Source organism: Brevibacillus formosus (assembly GCF_003013405.1).
GTDB classification, from domain to species: domain Bacteria; phylum Bacillota; class Bacilli; order Brevibacillales; family Brevibacillaceae; genus Brevibacillus; species Brevibacillus formosus.
On record NZ_PXZL01000002.1, the window covers coordinates 35,672 to 51,461 of the forward strand.

Genomic DNA, 15,790 nt, shown 5'->3' on the forward strand with positions numbered 1-15,790 from the left:
GAATCCGTTTTATTTTTGCAGATGCGCTAACTTATCTGGATTGACCATCATGTACATGTGCTTGATGCGTTCTTCTTCCTCATTCATCGTGATCTGGATGATCATTTTCAGCTCGCCTTCGGAAAAGACGGCAATTCCATCCTGACCATTTATCGAGCGAATCTGCATCGTAGCACGCGAAGCCCACCTCGGCCATACTCCCATCCAGAAGGCAGCAATACGTTCATCCGAGAAAATCGGTCGAAGCGCAGCTCTGACTTTTCCGCCTCCATCACTGACAAGTACGGAATCGTTAGTTAGCAATCCTATCAAAGCCCTTGCATCTGACTGAGAGATCGCATGTATCAGCTGCTCTACCAAGCGTGTGGAACGATTCGACTGAGGAGCTGCCCCCTGATACCCTGCTTCTCTCAGCTTTTGTCCAGCGCGGCTAAACAGCTTGCGACAGCCCGCTTCCGTCTTTTCAAGCATCGCAGCAATCTCACTGTATTCGTAGTCCAGAGCCGTACGCAGTACATAGACGGCCCGCTCCGGCGGAGACAAATTCTCGAGCAAAACAAGCAAGCCATACGAGACTGATTCTTCGGCAATCACAGTGTGCAACGGATCATTCGTTGCCGAAGCGTCTACTACCGGCTCCGGCAGCCATTCCCCTACATACTGCTCCCGCTTCCAACGGGCTGATTTTAATAAGTCCAGACAGCGATTGGTCACGGCTTTGCACAGATAGCTTTTTACATGGTGAATGTCTTGGATGTCGGTACCTGCGAGTGCAAGAAATGTATCCTGAACAATGTCCTCCGCTTCCGTTACCGAGCCAGTCATCCGGTACGCAAGGGAAAACAGTAATGACTTATACTCCCGATAAACATCCCCCATGCGCACTGTCATTATTTTATATCACCAAACTGCCAAAGGGTGTGACTGAGACTTCCATAACGGATGCTCATATGCAGGCGCTTTGCTGTACGTTCATCGTCGGCAGCTCCCATGACGTACACGAGCGGAACAAAATGCTCGGTTCCATACACGGGAACAGCTTTTTCGGCATGTGGAGCAAGCTCGCGATAGTTGGCGAGATCCTCGACATTCCAGTCAGTCAATGTTGTTTGCAGCCAGTCTTCGAACTGCACCGCCCACTCAAAGGTACCACCATCGGACTCTCTCAGGTTCATATAGGAAAAATTATGGACGGTTCCGCCACTTCCGAGGATCAGAACGTCTTTTTCGCGTAGTGGGCTGAGTGCCTTGCCGATCTGGTATTGCTCCTTCACAGTCAGGTTCGGATTAACCGATAAGGCAACAACCGGAATATCTGCATCCGGATAAATATGGCGCAAAACAACCCAATGTCCATGGTCCAAGCCTCTTGTCGTGTTCAAAGCGACAGGAATACCAGCTTCCTGAAGAAGTCGGATAGTCTCATCCGCTACTTCACGCTCTCCTTTTGCCGGGTACTCGATTTCGTATAACGCTTGCGGGAAACCGCCAAAATCGTGAATCGTCGGGAAGGTGTCCATGGTTCCCACCATTTGATCATGTGCTTCCCAGTGAGCGGAAAATATGACGATAGCACGCGGCTTGCGTGGAAGCAGGCTAGGCAATTGGTTCAGTGCTTCTGTATATGCATTGTTTTCTATGGCAAGTAACGGGGCACCATGTGCAATGAAAAAAGACGGCATCATATGCGTACACTCTCCTCTATACTTTTTAAACTTAGTTACTTTTTGTAAGTATTATATCGCATAATCATCATGGTTACAAGTGTATCCAGAATCGATGCCGTTTCTTTATTCTGAACAAAAAAAGCTTGCCGCTCCTAAAGAACGACAAGCCTTATGGTTGGTAAAGCTACAATTACTTCGCTGCTGCGAAACGCTTGCTAACTTCATCCCAGTTTACAACGTTCCAGAACGCGCCGATGTAGTCAGGGCGTTTGTTTTGGTAGTTCAGGTAGTAAGCATGCTCCCAAACGTCCAGACCAAGGATAGGTGTTTTACCTTCCATGATTGGGCTGTCTTGGTTAGGAGTAGAGCTGATTGCTACTTTTCCGCCTTCTGCAGTCAGCCAAGCCCATCCGGAACCGAAACGAGTAGTAGCTGCTTTTGCGAATTCTGCTTTGAAGTTGTCAAAGCTTCCGAAAGCCGCGTTGATTGCGTCAGCCAGTTCACCAGTTGGTGCGCCGCCGCCATTCGGGCTCATGATTTCCCAGAACAGTGTGTGGTTAGCATGGCCTCCACCGTTGTTGCGAACAGCAGTGCGGATGGACTCAGGCAGAGCATCCAGATTGCTGATGAGCTCTTCTACAGTTTTACCTTGCAGGTCTGCGTGTGCTTCCAGAGCTGCGTTCAGGTTGTTAACATAAGTAGCATGGTGGCGTCCGTGGTGGATTTCCATGGTTTGCGCGTCGATATGTGGTTCCAAAGCGTTGTGTGCATAAGGCAATGCAGGAAGTTGATGTGCCATTGTAACATTCCTCCTCAAATTATGTAGGTCAAGCTTACGAGTTCATTATACTGCAAGGTAACAAGTTTTTCAACAAATCGGTATGCAAAGTATATTAATCTATTTATTATTTCAAAGATTTCTATCTTGCAAACGAAAAGGAGCGTGCTAGACTTGGATTATTACAAACGAAGAGAATCAGGTGATTACTAGTGGAAATGGACTTATCAACGATCGTACTTCTCGCCGTCTTTGGATTCGTTGCAGCATTCATCGACAGTACTGTTGGTGGAGGCGGACTCATCTCCCTCCCCGCCCTGCTTGGTCTAGGAATGCCCCCGTATCTTGCTCTTGGCACGAACAAATTGGCTGGCACGATTTCATCTGCCACCAGCTCCTACACCTTTATCAAGAGCGGTAAATTTGACAAGAAGCTCATGCTGATCTTATTTCCTGTCTCGCTGATCGGCGCCTATTTCGGAGCGAAAACAGTTTTGTTCGTTCCCCAGGAGTTTTTGAAAATCCTTGTCGTTATTATGATGGCACTCATTTTTGTTTACACCCTTTTTAACAAACGTTTCGGTCAAGATTCCAACTACAAAGGGCTGACCAAATTTACGCTCGGCATCGGGATTCCATTTACCTTTTTAATCGGATTTTACGATGGATTTTTCGGGCCTGGAACTGGTTCATTCTTTGTTTTTCTGATGGTGCTTTTGTTTGGCTATGATTTTGTGATTGCAGCCGGTAATGGCCGAATTTTGAATCTGGCCAGTAACATTTCAGCGCTTTTTGTCTTCACAATGGAGGGCAAGGTCGTCTTCATGACTGGTCTCATCATGGGGATTGCGATGCTGCTGGGTGCGAACCTCGGTGCCAAAATGGCCATCAAAACGGGGGTACGTTATGTTCGTCCGTTGTTCTTGGTCGTATCCATTACCTTGATCGTGAAGATGGTGTATGAGTTGATTTTTACTGCTTGATTTAAATGACCTTCTTGTACGTTGCTGTTGTGGTGGGAGGAAACAGGAGAAAACGCTCAGCTTCTAGGGCCACCCCCTGGGGGATTGACTGCACGACTCCATGCAAAAAGCGAAACCGCGTCCAAAGTAGTCCATTTAGGAAGTTTTTCAGAGGTGGACGCTTAAGAGCGTGTTTCGCTTTTTGCATTCCGTCTCGGTCGGTGTCCCTAAGATCTTCGCTTATTTCTCCTGTTTCCTCTACGAGCTGTCCGTTCCTAAACGGGCTTTAAATGCATTAAAAGATTGAAGAATGCATTCAGTTACGACAGAGAAGAANNCTTCGCAGCGGTCAGTCCCAACCCCCAGCAGGACGGAGCCTGGAGCCTAGACTGGAAATATTCTTCTCCCCACTACAGCCATAAGCACATGAAGAGTCAGCCTGTAACCATCTACAGGCTGACTTTTTTTGTCTTACGTTTAATTAGCCCCGACTGCTACAGTTTTTGCTTGATGATCACGCACCGCCTGATTGCTCGCCGCCATAAACGCCTGTGCGACCGCCATCAGTACATCTCGATGCTCGGCAACTCCTTTAAAATGACTTCCGTTGGCGCTGACCGTCACGATCGCTTCGCCTGTCGCATGCTCTCCCGACGACAATGAATACAGCTCCATGTCCGTAAACTCCACACATCGAACGGCAGCGCCTGCTTGATGCCTGCCACTAATGCCTCAACAGGTCCTTCTCCGGTGCCAGAGTATGCTTGTTCTTCTCCTGTTACATTGTTCGTAATTGTGCAGGAAGCCATTCGATGTCCGGATGTCCCGGTGAGCACTTGTGCATTGACCAGTGTGAATGGCTCCAGTACCGCGTTCACGGTATGTCCTACCAGCTCAAGCAATTGATGGTCTTGGACAACTTTTTGCTTGTCAGCCAGCTCTTTAAATTGGACGTACAGGTCCTCCATCTGTTCGTCGGTCAGCTGTATCCCGAATTCGTTTACGCGGTGCTTGATGGCATGGCGACCGGAGTGCTTTCCGAGAATGATCATGTTACGAGGCACGCCCAAGCTCTCAGGGTCCATGATTTCGTAGGTGCTACGCTCTTTTAAGAGACCGTCCTGATGAATTCCCGCTTCGTGCTGAAAAGCATTGCGACCGACAATTGGTTTGTTGAAAGCAATCGGGAAGCTCATGGCACGGCTCACCTTTTGTGAAGTGGTGTAAATGTGCTCCGGTCTGATGCCAGTCTCGGCATCCAATGCTTCTTTGCGCGTCTCAATTGCCATCACCAGCTCTTCCAAGGAGCAGTTCCCTGCTCGCTCACCGACCCCGTTGACCGTTACCTCGACTTGGGTGACCCCAGCGCGAATCGCAGCCAAACTGTTTGCAACCGCGAGTCCCAAGTCATTGTGGCAGTGTGCACTGAACTCTACCTTGTCGCTGCCACGGACGTTTTTCATGACACGAGTGAACATAGCCCCATACTCTTCTGGCAGTGCGTACCCTACCGTATCGGGGATGTTGATAATGGTTGCCCCTTCTTCGATCGCTGCCTCGATCATCTCAAACAGGAATTCATCTCCTGTACGAGTCGCATCCATCGGGGAAAATTCTATCCGGTCTACAAACTGTTTGCCGTACGCAATCATTTCGCGGGCGATCTTAATCACCTGCTCTCTCGACTTGCGGAGTTGAAAGTCCAGATGAATGCTGGAGGAGGACAGGAACATGTGGAGTCTGCGACGCTCTGCCGCTTGTGTAGCACGAACGGCAGCGTCGATGTCCTCTTTCACCGCACGAGCAAAGCCGCAGATTTCCACGCCGTGCACCTCTTGCGAAATACGTTGCACCGCCATGAAGTCACCAGGACTGGAGATTGGGAAGCCCGGTTCAATGACATCCACGCCGAGGTCTGCCAAATGCTTTGCTATGACGATTTTTTGCTCAGGCGAAAGAGACGCTCCTGGCGCTTGCTCTCCGTCACGCAGTGTCGTATCAAAAATATGGATTCGTTTGGTCATGGGTAATGCCTCCTCAATTTTCAATCGTATTTTCCGCAATAAAAAAAGCCCGCCGTCTCCATATACAAGAGACGACAGGCTTTTGGCTGCCGCGGTACCACTCTCGTTGATCCCTTCTTTTTTCAGAAGAGAATCCACCTCGCTGTCCCGATGACGTGGGACGATCCGTCAAGATCTACTGAACGTTTTCAACCTTGCCGCTCCCGGGTGAGATTCGAGCATTTCCTGACTGCGTCGCACCTACCCGCAGCTCTCTGGACAAGAAATTTGCTTTACTAGCTCCCGTTCTTCGCGTTTGTTCTATGTCGTTGTGAAAATCAGAAAATCAAAAAGGCCTGCCATCTCTATCGAAGAGACGACAGACCTTGTCTATCGCGGTACCACTCTCGTTGACCCCAGCTACTCGCCAGAAGTCCACCTCATGTACTGATCCTAGTCGATCAGCACAACCCGATCACGGAGGTTAACCGTCAGAACTTACTGCTCGATGCAGCGCTACATCTCGTTCAGTCCTGCCGCTCCCGGGCGAGCTTCACTGGCTTCTCTGACTGCGTTGCACCGTCCCGCAGCTCTCTAAACAGATCAGTCCACTTACTGTTCCCGTTCTTCGCGTTATTGTTATTATTGTTTGAAATTTTATTCGGTTTACATCTGGTTGTCAATGGAGGCTAGCAATAAAAATAATTTTAATAGCCCAATTAATTGAACCCTCTCACTGAGCTGCGGCTGAACTGTCTGTAATAAAGGCAAGCGAGACCCAGTATCACGAGCACTAAAGCGGAGTAAATATTGCTATAGACCGACGCTCCTGGATAGCTATTGAGCAGATTCCAGCTCACAGCAGCTCCTCCATCAATCGACTTGCCGTACAAGGTAGCTGCAAGTGCACCTGCAATAAAGTTCAGCATAGCCAACAGTCCCATACCGACGCCGATCTGTTCCTTCGGTAGCGACTGCGAGATTGCGTTTGACATCGAAATCATCATAAACGATAGTCCGACATTGCCAAAAATCAGAAAAACGGCAATGAGGAGCGGGGATACTCCCGCAAAGGAAGAGAAGAGAACAAAGCTGCTCAAAAGTAGCGCAGACGCTGTATAAAATAAATACGAATTCCCTTTCTTATCCGCAAGAATCCCAGCCTTTTTCCCTAAAAACGCGGTCACAATTGCTCCTGGTACCATGACAAAGCCAATGAGCCCCGGTGCCAGATGATTCACATTGGCCAACAACTGTGGACTAAGAAAGGCGAACGAATAGCCACTCCCTATCATCAAAAAGGCAATGACCAGCCCGAGCGAATAGCGTTTGCTCCGGAATAAGCCAGGGCGAATAAAAGGTTCTGCCGTCGTCTGAATTCTTACCAAGAACAGAAGGAATGAGAGGATGCACCCCAGTGCGAGCAACAAGCTCTGATTCGTAATAGCCAGCAGAAGCAATGCAATCGTTATGGCGAGAAGCCCACCACCGATCCAATCCATTTTGACAGCCTCCCGTTCCTCCTCCTCCAAATACTTACGGAAAAAAGGTACGGCAAAAAGCGTGAACAACGGCATGCAGAACAGCCATCTCCAATCGAGCAGACTGACCAGCAAAGAAGAAAGAACGGGACCTAATGCGCTACCGATTGCCATCCCAGTCATGGAGATCCCTAGAGCTCGCCCCCTACTCTCCGGGGGAAAATAACGCACCGGAATAATGGAAGACGTCGCTGGAACAACCGCAGCTCCTGCTGCCTGCACAATTCTCCCAAAAAGCACCATGCCATAATTCTCGGCAAAAAATCCGATAAGGGAGCCGATGGCAAACAGAATCAACCCGAATGTAAGCAAATGTTTGAGCTTATAAGAATCAGCCAGCTTGCCGTACATCACGGTTCCAACCGCATAGATTAACAAAAAGGCAGACGTCACCCAGCTTACTTGGCTAAAGGATAAATGAAACTCCGCCCGGATTTGCGGTAACACGATATTGAACATCGTAGCACTCATCACCGTAATCATGAGCGTAAACACGAGTACGCGAAGAACTTTTTCAGCAGATTGTTGTTGTGGTTCGGTTTGCATATTGGAAAGACACCTCTCGTTATCACCGATTTCTTCCCGGGAAGGTGATTGTTGGCCTTGCTAGATGTAGTTTATAATGATTTTAAAATAAACGAAAATATATCTTTTGATATGCAGTTGATATACCTGAGTATATGGAGTTGAATCGTATGGAATTGTTGCAATTGCACTATTTCCGAACAGTGGCCAAGTGGCAGCATATGACGAAAGCCGCCCAAGAGCTGCGAATTGCTCAGCCTGCTCTAAGCAAGACCATTGCTCGGTTGGAAGAGGATGTCGGGGTTCCGTTATTTGACCGCGAGCGAGGACGTATTCGGCTAAATACGTTTGGGAAGGCATATTTGGAGCGTGTAGATAAAGCACTGAACTTGTTGGAGGAAGGTCAAAAAGTCGTATCGGATCTGGCCGGAATGGAGCATGGTCGTATTCATCTGGCAACGTCGACCTTGGATCTATTATCAGAACCGTTGGGCAAGTTTCTCGCCCTCCATCCCGATGTGCATTTCCAGATCACGCAAGCCACCATTGAAGAAATGGCACTCCTCTTGGAGTCAGGCGAAGTGGATATTTGCTTCACGCATTTGCCGATCAAGCTACCGGATATTTTGACTACACCCGTATTGAAAGAAGATATTCACGTAGCTGTCCCACGCACACATCACTTAGCCAAGCAAAGCAGTATTCGACTAAGCGAGCTGGCCGAAGAGTCCTTTATCGGCTACAGGGAGGACTTTCCCATCCAAATGCTGTACGATCAGTTCTTTCAAAAAGCAGGGATTACCCCCAAATTCGCTTGTCGGGTAGATGATCCCGGTTCTATCCAAAAGCTGGTCCGCGCCGGTCTTGGCATCGCCCTCTACGGCTGTATCAATCGAGAGGAAGACCCTCACCTTGTCATGCTTCCAATCGAAGACCCGATCTGCCAGCGACATTTTCAAATGATTCGGCACGAAAAAAGATATCTCTCTCTGGCAGCACGCAAGTTCAGTGATTTTATCGTCCAGTACTTTGCTCTAGACTCTTGAAGAATCCCCCCTTTCCAACAGAAAAAAGCCTGGCATCATTCGCCAGGCTCTTCCCCTACTCTTGTTTTCTTTTTTTCATGCGTAAAATAATGCCGTCAATGAGCAGTCCAATCCCCGCTCCGTAAAAAGGGGCCGCAAACCGAGTTCCTTCAGCAAGCGGCAGGTCTTTCAAATACACGATAAACACGCCGACAATAAAACCGATCATCGTGTAGCGCAGCCGGGTCGCCCCCATCAAACGACACTCCCTTTCACGCTACTTCCCGAATTTATTTGGCATTTTCATGTTTTTCATCGTACGGCTCATCTGTTTGAGCTGCTTTTGGTTGAGATTCATCCCCATTGAACGGGCCATGGCTTGAAGCTGCTTTTCGTCCATTTGCATGTTGGACATTTGTTTTTTCAATAAATAAGTCCCTCCATAAAATCCACCAGCGAGACCAATTAACAATGTGACAATTGGAATTACCCAGTTGTACCAAGCCATCAATACATTACCATCCTCTATACGTAATTATGAACTCTTTTATTGTACCATAGTTGAGCTATCTTCTGTAAATTGTGATTAGAAAACTTGGAAAATGAGAACACTGCCCTCAACCATATCTTTGTCTCAAGCATATTCTAATAGCAAGAGGTGAAACAACCATGACTCCAATTGTAATTCTGGACGCTGGACACGGTGGCAGCGATCCTGGCGGAGGCAACAACGCGCAATTTACCGAGAAAGATATGAATTTACAAATATCGCTCTATCAATATAATCGCTTTTTGTCCCTAAATATTCCTGTCGCGATCACACGGAAAACCGATGTGACTTTGACAAGTGAGGCTCGTACTGCTCTGGTTCGAAACAGCGGTGCTCGGTACTGTATATCCAACCATATTAACTCAGGTGGCGGCCGAGGCTCGGAGGTCCTTTACTCGATTTACGGCTCCCCAACCTTTCCCCAATTGATCCAGGATGCTCTGGCAGCGGAAGGGATGCCGAATCGACGCATTTTTACGCGGACACTGCCAGATAATCCGCGGCTCGATTACTACTTCATGCACCGGGAGACTGGCAGCGTGGAGACGGTAATCGTCGAGTATGGCTTTGCCGACAACGCTTTGGACGCAAATAAACTACAGCAGGATTGGCGAGATCTCGCAGAAGGCGTAGTCAGGGCATTTTGCACGTATGCTAAACTTCCCTACCAGCCCCCTACGGCTCCTACTTCCACACCAAAACCTACTGCAGCACCGACCCTTGCTCCCACCACTTCTCCTGGAAATGGCGGAGGGAATGTGCCTGATTGGAAGCAGGAAGCCGTCAACTGGCTGTATGATCATGGCTTTTTAACAGACGAACAATGGCGTCAGCAGCCTGACCAACCTCTGCCGCTCTGGGCACATGCTGTCATCTTGAAACGTTTATTCGAAAAGCTCAAACCATAACGTAACTTCTCCGTTTAATCGTTTGCCTTAAAACGGGTCAGCGGCGTATCCGTTAAGCCCGAATAGTTTCTTTTTGCCGGCACACTCACCAATTCGTCCTCTGGATAGCGGTAGGAGGTTAACATTCCGCCGAACACACATCCTTGGTCGATGTTGATGGTGCCATTTTTTCTTTTTGGTTCTGGATGCGGATCATGTCCCCAGACGATTATGGGCGAAGTCACTTTTCGTTCTTTTGCCCATTCTCTGCGGATCGGGCGCCCATCCGGTCCCGTCCCTGCCACATCACCATATCGGCAAAACGTGTAGACCGCAGGCGAATCCATCCCTATGTAATCATCGCGAATCCCCGCATGAACGGCGACCGCTACTATTTTTTCATTTTGTTTGATGATCATGTGAGAAGGAGAAGAAAATAGCAATCTACGGCTCTGCTCACGCAGTAAGGAGGCCTTCTTCGGTCCGTATTCCTGCTGATACAGCCGAATCTCCTCTTCTACTTTTTCATCTCCGTGAGCCAATGTCACTGGTCTGCCATCCAACCAGCGGGCTACTTTCCACCCGTGGTTACTATCTACCATCTCAGCCAGGCCTGCCGTGACATGTTGGTGAAAAAATTGCAGCATTTTGATTGAGTAAGGTCCACGACTCGTGATATCACCGAGGGAAAGGAGCTTTCGGCCGTGGGGATGGCGATATGTACCGTCTGGGGTTTGTTCATATCCCAAGCGTTTGAGCAATTCTATAAATTCGTCGTAACAGCCGTGAACATCGCCAACGATATCCACACCATTGTCAGCCGAAAGCACCTTGGAGCGTGTTTGAGGTTTGTGCCTCATAGCTCGTCCCTCCTTTCCGTTATCTCTCATTCGTTACTTACTATCTTTACCACATCTTCGAAAAAAACTCACGGTTTGGGTACAAGAAAACTGTTTAAACAAGTAAACGCGCGAAAGAGCCCCTATTTACTGAGGAGCTTTTTGGCGCGTTTACCTATACATGATGCTATGTGATTAGCCTAAGCTATGCGTATGCACGTAAATGGCCGCTTGCGTGCGATCCTCCACGTTCAGCTTGGCAAGAATGTTGCTGACATGAGTCTTGACTGTTTTGATCCCGATAATGAGCTCATCAGCAATCTCTTGGTTGGACTTGCCCTGACCGATCAGCTTCAAAACCTCCAGCTCGCGCGGCGTCAGTTGCTCATGGGGATGGGACTCTTGACCGTGACGGAAACGGGCCATGATTTTTCCTGCTACCCTCGATTCCAAAACTGGCTCACCCGCCGCAGCAGAGCGAATTGCCTTTGCAATCTCGGCTGCACGCGAAGTCTTTAGCAAATAGCTGAATGCCCCCGCTTCAATGACCGGATATACCTTTTCGTCATCAATAAAGCTAGTCAAGACAATAACCTTACTGGATGGACAGCTTTCACGAATACGCCGAGTCGCTTCCACACCACCGATGCCTTCCATGACTAAATCCATCAGAACGACATCCGGGCGCAGCTCTTGCGTCATCCGCACCCCTTCTTCTCCACTGCCTGCCTCTGCTACGACTTCAATATCGTCCTCTGTAGACAAATAAGCAGCTAGACCCATCCGAACCATTTCGTGATCATCTACCAGTAGTACCCGAATCACCGAGCCTTCACCCTTCCCGTTCCGTCTGTGACATTAGAGGAATACGCACCTCAATTTGCGTCCCCTTCCCAATTGCCGAGTAAATCTCCATGGAGCCTCCGACCTCTGCTACACGCTCCTGCATGCTGCGCAAACCGTAGGACGTCATTTTCTCCCCATCCGGATCAAAGCCAACACCGTCATCCGTTACTCGCAGGCGAACCTGCTCTTGCAGCGTAAACAGCTTTACTGTAATCTGGGTAGCTCTGGCATGCCGCAATGTATTGGACAAGGACTCCTGCAAAATGCGGAACAAATGATCCTCAATTCCACTCGGCAAGCCTTCGACGTCTTCGATCTCCCACGTCAGCTGCATGGTATTTTTACGCGTCAGCTCATCTAAAAGTTCCAGAATGGCTTCCTTCAATGACTTGTTTTGTAACGTAGCCGGGCGAAGATGCAAAAGCAATGCCCTCATCTCCGCTTGTGCAGCTGCTGCCATCTCTTCGACCAATTCAATCTGCTGGGCTGCACGTTGAGGATTCTTTTCTACAAGCCGCTTCATCGCCGCAGTCGTCATGGCGATGGCGAACAGCTGCTGGCTGACTGCGTCATGCAGTTCTCTTGCCAATCTCTGTCGCTCCTCTGTTACCGCTGCATGCTTCAATTGTTCTGCCAGAGCCGCATTGTGGTTCGACAGGCGCTGCAAGGATGCTACTTGCTCTTCCCATTGCGAAGCCAAGCGATTGATCTGCCATCCTAATTCGCCAACTTCATCGACGCCCAATTCGGGAACCCGATACGACAGCATCCCGCGCCCGAGCTTCATGGCAGCTTCCCACAGTACACTGAGTCTCTTTTTCAATAAATTGCCGATGATATAGGAAATGATCAATGCCACTAAGACACCTGCAGGCAAAGAAACAACAAAAGCAGCAAGCTGAATCAAGCCCTCTGGATCAGCGGGCAGATTGATGCCTATATATTCTGCAAGCCACCACACGAGGTTGCGGTCGCTGATTATTTCGTTGTACCACCGATGAATCCCGGGGTGATCTCTCCAAAGAAAGTATAGCCAAAAGAAACAAATAAACGCGGCAGTAACTGCACTGACGGCCAGTAACATGCCATAGCGCACGTATTGCCACTGAATACTTGCCAATCGCTGTCGACGCATCCGCCAGTACCTCCTAGATGTACTTGACTTTTATATCGCCGACAAGCAGCGAGATATGCAAGTTTACTTTTTGCAATGCTTCATCATACTGATCAGAACGAATCTTAACGCTGCGGTTGATACCTCCCTGACGGTGGCTTAGCACCTCCAGGTCACCAATACTCAACCCTGCCGTTACCGATACAGGAAGATCGACCGGCACATAAATCGTCACATCGCCTACCCAGCCCTCTACAACAAGAACCGCTTCATCCCGCATCAACACTGCCCGGGATAGATCAATCACAACATCCCCGATTCCATGCCAGACATGCAAGTGATTCAGTTCAAAACGCCCGGAGGTCAGGTGATAATCCCCAATCAGAGAACTGCGGGAATCTTTTGGCAACATGTCGTCAGGTGATGAAGACATCCTTTCGTGATGAGGAATTTTGCCACCAACATGCTTCCATTTGTTCCAGCTGTCTACCCAAGGGCGTTCCGCTGTTGAAACGTTCACGTCATTCGGGACACTCGCATCACTAGTGAAAATCGTCTCCGCAGCAGATGGGGTCCCACTCTCGCCCAATGGTTGATTCACACGGTTATCTCGTCGGCTGTTCTTGCCCCGAATCAACTGAAACCCGAAATAAATAAACACGATTGGTACTGCAATCTGGAACAAATCATCAATCCCGACACCAAACCACATATCCATCGCGATGATGGTCCCCAGGGAGAATAGAATCCCTCCGCCAATCCGATTTTTCTGCCCCCACAAACGAAGGCCAAAATAAATAAGCACCATCGGCCACAAATCAAACAGACCGAATGAAATGATACCCAAACTGTCTAACAAAAGACCGATTCCCGTAAAAATAATCAGGACACCAGCCAACATTTTGTGCAAACGGGACAGTTTCACAAAAGTCTCCTCTCTCACGCCCCATGCTGATCGTTTTCACTTTGACCATTACGACATGTATAGATGAATGCAGGCGGAATGTTCAACAGGGTAAAGTCGATCTTGACCCGGGAAAAACGATCCTGCAACTCAGCCTGGAGTTGTAGCGAATATTGGAATGTAATAAATAGGCCCCCTGGCTTCAGTACAGATTGAACTTCGTCCAGAATTGCTGCCCGCAGCTCTTGAGGAAAATTGGCGAATGGCAGACCTGAGATAATGACATCTGCACCTGCAAGGTCCTGCTCCTCCAAGTAAGACCTAAGTTTAGTCGCTTCCTCCCTGATAGAAAGATCGGGAAAACGTGATTGAAGCATAGAGCGAAATTGGGAATCTCGTTCCACGAGCACGTACTGTGTGCCGGGACGCAAGCGCTGATAGATCGTTTGGGTAAATGCCCCTGTACCAGGTCCCAGCTCCAGGATCACATCGGTTGAAGCCCAATCGACGCTTTTCAACATTTGCTCACATAAAAAACGAGAGCTGGGGATTATACTACCGACGCGTCCAGGCTCAGCGATAAACCGGCGCAAAAAGACCAAGAAGTCTTGCAAGAATCGTACCTCCTAGGGGAAAAGCAGCCTGATGTACACAGGCTGCCGAATTGACACAATCTATTCTACACCTTGTCCCCCAGTTCCTGTTGAATTAGGATTGTACTGGTTTGGCTACCGGTGTTTTTACTTCATTAATGGATGCTTTGATGCTGGCAAGTTCTGCATCGAGATCATCTTTTTCCAGTTCAGACAAAGCGTTCTCCCAAGCGCGGTTCGTTTGGCGCCATTGCCCACTCATTTGCGCTTCTGCTTCCATGCGCATGACTTTTTCCTCCATGCGGGCGAAGCCACGGCCTGCGGACTGATTGCCGATACCGACAACTGCTTGATTGACCTGCTTTTGTGTACGAGCTACTTGTGCACGTGCCATCAGTGTGAACTTTTTCGCACGCATTTTATAGAATTCTTCCTTCAGCTCAGCCAGCTTCTCGCGCATTTGCGCAGCTGCCTCGGATGCTGACAGATAGAGAGCTTCATATTCCGCTGCACGGCCTTCATACTGCTTCTTGTCAGCGAGTGCTCGACGAGCCAACTCGTCTTCTCCTTCAGTCAAGGCGAGCTTGACTTGACGATCGCGTTTTTCGATCAGAGCATTGGCTTCGTCCAATTGCTGACGGAATTTCTTCTCCAGTGCAACCTGACGGGCAACCGCTACTTCAACTTGTCCGATTTCTACTTCCATGTCACGCATATATTGATTCAGCATCACTACCGGATCTTCCATCGAATCTAATGCATCATTCACCGAAGCTACTGTCAGGTCACGCAAACGTTTAAAGATACTCATTATTTTTTCCTCCTCATCATATCACATCATATTGTTCATCCAAAAGACTCTTGCGACTTAGGCGTTACTGTGGGCGTCTTCTTACATTTCTCTCCCAAGTGTCCAGCGTATCTTCCTTTAATACTTTTTGGGCCCATTCACGCTCCCAAGCAGGTGGCGCTTGTTTAGGTTCTTGGCTGGGACGCAGTAAGCGATATCCCAGATAAATCACCCCAATGGCCAGAAGCGCGTGAAACAGTAGGTCAAGCTTGCCAATCAACATCAGGAACCCGAACAGGAAGACTAGGATTCCCCAAAAACGTGAACCGGTTTGTCCCATGATCTTTTTGGCACCGTATATCATGATCACACCGGGAATGATGAACCCGAGCAAGTCTCCGATATCGATACCTACCAGATCTAGAAGAACCAACCCACCGACTAGCAGCAGAACCAGCCCGAGTAGAACTTTGCCAGACCGTTCGCTCATTACTCGCTTACCTCCATTCGTTTTGCATGTGGTGCTTGTGGAACGTTATGCCCTTATTGTAGCCCTCGGTATAGGCTTCCCATAACGGGCGTGCGGTTGGTTTTTCCCTCCGTCCCTGGACGGAGACAATTTCCTGCCCTAATCGGACGAGCTGTCCCGTAAGGCAGAACCAGCCCGGGTCGAAAAGCGGCTTGCACTGTCGAACGAAAACGTTACAGCATTTGACGGTATTTATGTGACGAATATGTGAACGAACAGATAAAAAGAAGGAAAAAC

Annotated in this window: 16 protein-coding genes, 1 pseudogene and 2 other annotated features; of the genes and pseudogenes, 3 read left to right on the forward strand and 14 right to left on the reverse strand. The window is 48.8% G+C overall.

What is annotated here, in order from left to right; translation table 11 throughout:
• Nucleotides 1–9 precede the first annotated feature (9 nt).
• The 3 genes from C7R91_RS03405 to C7R91_RS03415 all read right to left on the reverse strand — a co-directional run bounded on the left by C7R91_RS03405 (nt 10) and on the right by C7R91_RS03415 (nt 2,466).
• Nucleotides 10–891, reverse strand: a complete 882-nt coding sequence (locus C7R91_RS03405; protein ID WP_047073696.1) for an RNA polymerase sigma-70 factor — start codon at nt 889–891, stop codon at nt 10–12.
• Nucleotides 891–1,685: a dioxygenase family protein gene (locus C7R91_RS03410; RefSeq protein ID WP_047073694.1), complete on the reverse strand. Its 795-nt coding sequence runs from the start codon at nt 1,683–1,685 to the stop codon at nt 891–893. Before C7R91_RS03410 ends, C7R91_RS03405 begins: the two co-directional genes overlap by 1 nt.
• Before the next feature lie 172 nt (nt 1,686–1,857).
• Entirely contained in the window at nt 1,858–2,466 is a 609-nt protein-coding gene (locus tag C7R91_RS03415; RefSeq protein ID WP_047073692.1) for a superoxide dismutase, read from the reverse strand.
• 191 nt (nt 2,467–2,657) lie between these two features.
• On the opposite strand from C7R91_RS03415, the gene C7R91_RS03420 reads away from it, so the two are divergent.
• Nucleotides 2,658–3,428, forward strand: a complete 771-nt coding sequence (locus C7R91_RS03420; protein WP_047073690.1) for a sulfite exporter TauE/SafE family protein — start codon at nt 2,658–2,660, stop codon at nt 3,426–3,428.
• Nucleotides 3,429–3,884: 456 nt separating this feature from the next.
• Here the strand turns inward: C7R91_RS03420 and C7R91_RS03430 are convergent.
• Together C7R91_RS03430 and C7R91_RS03435 are read right to left on the reverse strand one after the other, a co-directional pair.
• Nucleotides 3,885–5,431, reverse strand: a pseudogene (locus tag C7R91_RS03430) (2-isopropylmalate synthase).
• 64 nt (nt 5,432–5,495) lie between these two features.
• Nucleotides 5,496–5,730 (reverse strand) — a binding site (T-box leader).
• 49 nt (nt 5,731–5,779) lie between these two features.
• Nucleotides 5,780–6,048 (reverse strand) — a binding site (T-box leader).
• A gap of 81 nt (nt 6,049–6,129) precedes the next feature.
• Entirely contained in the window at nt 6,130–7,497 is a 1,368-nt protein-coding gene (locus C7R91_RS03435; protein ID WP_047073689.1) for an MFS transporter, read from the reverse strand.
• Nucleotides 7,498–7,646: 149 nt separating this feature from the next.
• Between C7R91_RS03435 and C7R91_RS03440 the strand changes: the two genes are divergently transcribed.
• Nucleotides 7,647–8,522, forward strand: coding sequence for a LysR family transcriptional regulator (locus tag C7R91_RS03440; RefSeq protein WP_047073687.1), 876 nt, complete (start codon nt 7,647–7,649; stop codon nt 8,520–8,522).
• A gap of 55 nt (nt 8,523–8,577) precedes the next feature.
• Here C7R91_RS03440 and C7R91_RS03445 read toward each other — a convergent pair whose 3' ends face one another.
• Both C7R91_RS03445 and C7R91_RS03450 read right to left on the reverse strand, forming a co-directional pair.
• Complete coding sequence (locus C7R91_RS03445) at nt 8,578–8,757, reverse strand: hypothetical protein (RefSeq protein ID WP_012684743.1); 180 nt, start codon at nt 8,755–8,757, stop codon at nt 8,578–8,580.
• Between the two features lie 21 nt (nt 8,758–8,778).
• Nucleotides 8,779–9,009 (reverse strand): YneF family protein, encoded by a 231-nt coding sequence (locus C7R91_RS03450; protein ID WP_047073685.1) that lies wholly within the window; start codon nt 9,007–9,009, stop codon nt 8,779–8,781.
• A gap of 161 nt (nt 9,010–9,170) precedes the next feature.
• On the opposite strand from C7R91_RS03450, the gene C7R91_RS03455 reads away from it, so the two are divergent.
• Nucleotides 9,171–9,959 carry an N-acetylmuramoyl-L-alanine amidase family protein gene (locus C7R91_RS03455; protein WP_047073683.1) on the forward strand — a complete coding sequence of 263 codons (789 nt, stop codon included), beginning with the start codon at nt 9,171–9,173 and terminating at the stop codon, nt 9,957–9,959.
• Between the two features lie 14 nt (nt 9,960–9,973).
• Here C7R91_RS03455 and prpE read toward each other — a convergent pair whose 3' ends face one another.
• From prpE to C7R91_RS03490, 7 genes are all read right to left on the reverse strand, one after another.
• Nucleotides 9,974–10,798, reverse strand: coding sequence for a bis(5'-nucleosyl)-tetraphosphatase PrpE (prpE, locus tag C7R91_RS03460; RefSeq protein WP_047073680.1), 825 nt, complete (start codon nt 10,796–10,798; stop codon nt 9,974–9,976).
• Nucleotides 10,799–10,972: 174 nt separating this feature from the next.
• Entirely contained in the window at nt 10,973–11,602 is a 630-nt protein-coding gene (locus C7R91_RS03465; RefSeq protein ID WP_007721557.1) for a response regulator, read from the reverse strand.
• A gap of 7 nt (nt 11,603–11,609) precedes the next feature.
• Nucleotides 11,610–12,758, reverse strand: a complete 1,149-nt coding sequence (locus tag C7R91_RS03470; RefSeq protein ID WP_047073679.1) for a HAMP domain-containing sensor histidine kinase — start codon at nt 12,756–12,758, stop codon at nt 11,610–11,612.
• Between the two features lie 13 nt (nt 12,759–12,771).
• Nucleotides 12,772–13,662 (reverse strand): cell wall-active antibiotics response protein LiaF, encoded by an 891-nt coding sequence (liaF, locus tag C7R91_RS03475; RefSeq protein ID WP_047073677.1) that lies wholly within the window; start codon nt 13,660–13,662, stop codon nt 12,772–12,774.
• Between the two features lie 14 nt (nt 13,663–13,676).
• Entirely contained in the window at nt 13,677–14,255 is a 579-nt protein-coding gene (locus C7R91_RS03480; protein ID WP_047073675.1) for a class I SAM-dependent methyltransferase, read from the reverse strand.
• Between the two features lie 94 nt (nt 14,256–14,349).
• A complete protein-coding gene (locus C7R91_RS03485) occupies nt 14,350–15,045 on the reverse strand; it encodes a PspA/IM30 family protein (RefSeq protein WP_047073674.1) in 696 nt (231 codons plus the stop codon).
• Nucleotides 15,046–15,109: 64 nt separating this feature from the next.
• Nucleotides 15,110–15,514: a LiaF transmembrane domain-containing protein gene (locus C7R91_RS03490; RefSeq protein ID WP_047073672.1), complete on the reverse strand. Its 405-nt coding sequence runs from the start codon at nt 15,512–15,514 to the stop codon at nt 15,110–15,112.
• Nucleotides 15,515–15,790 lie beyond the last annotated feature (276 nt).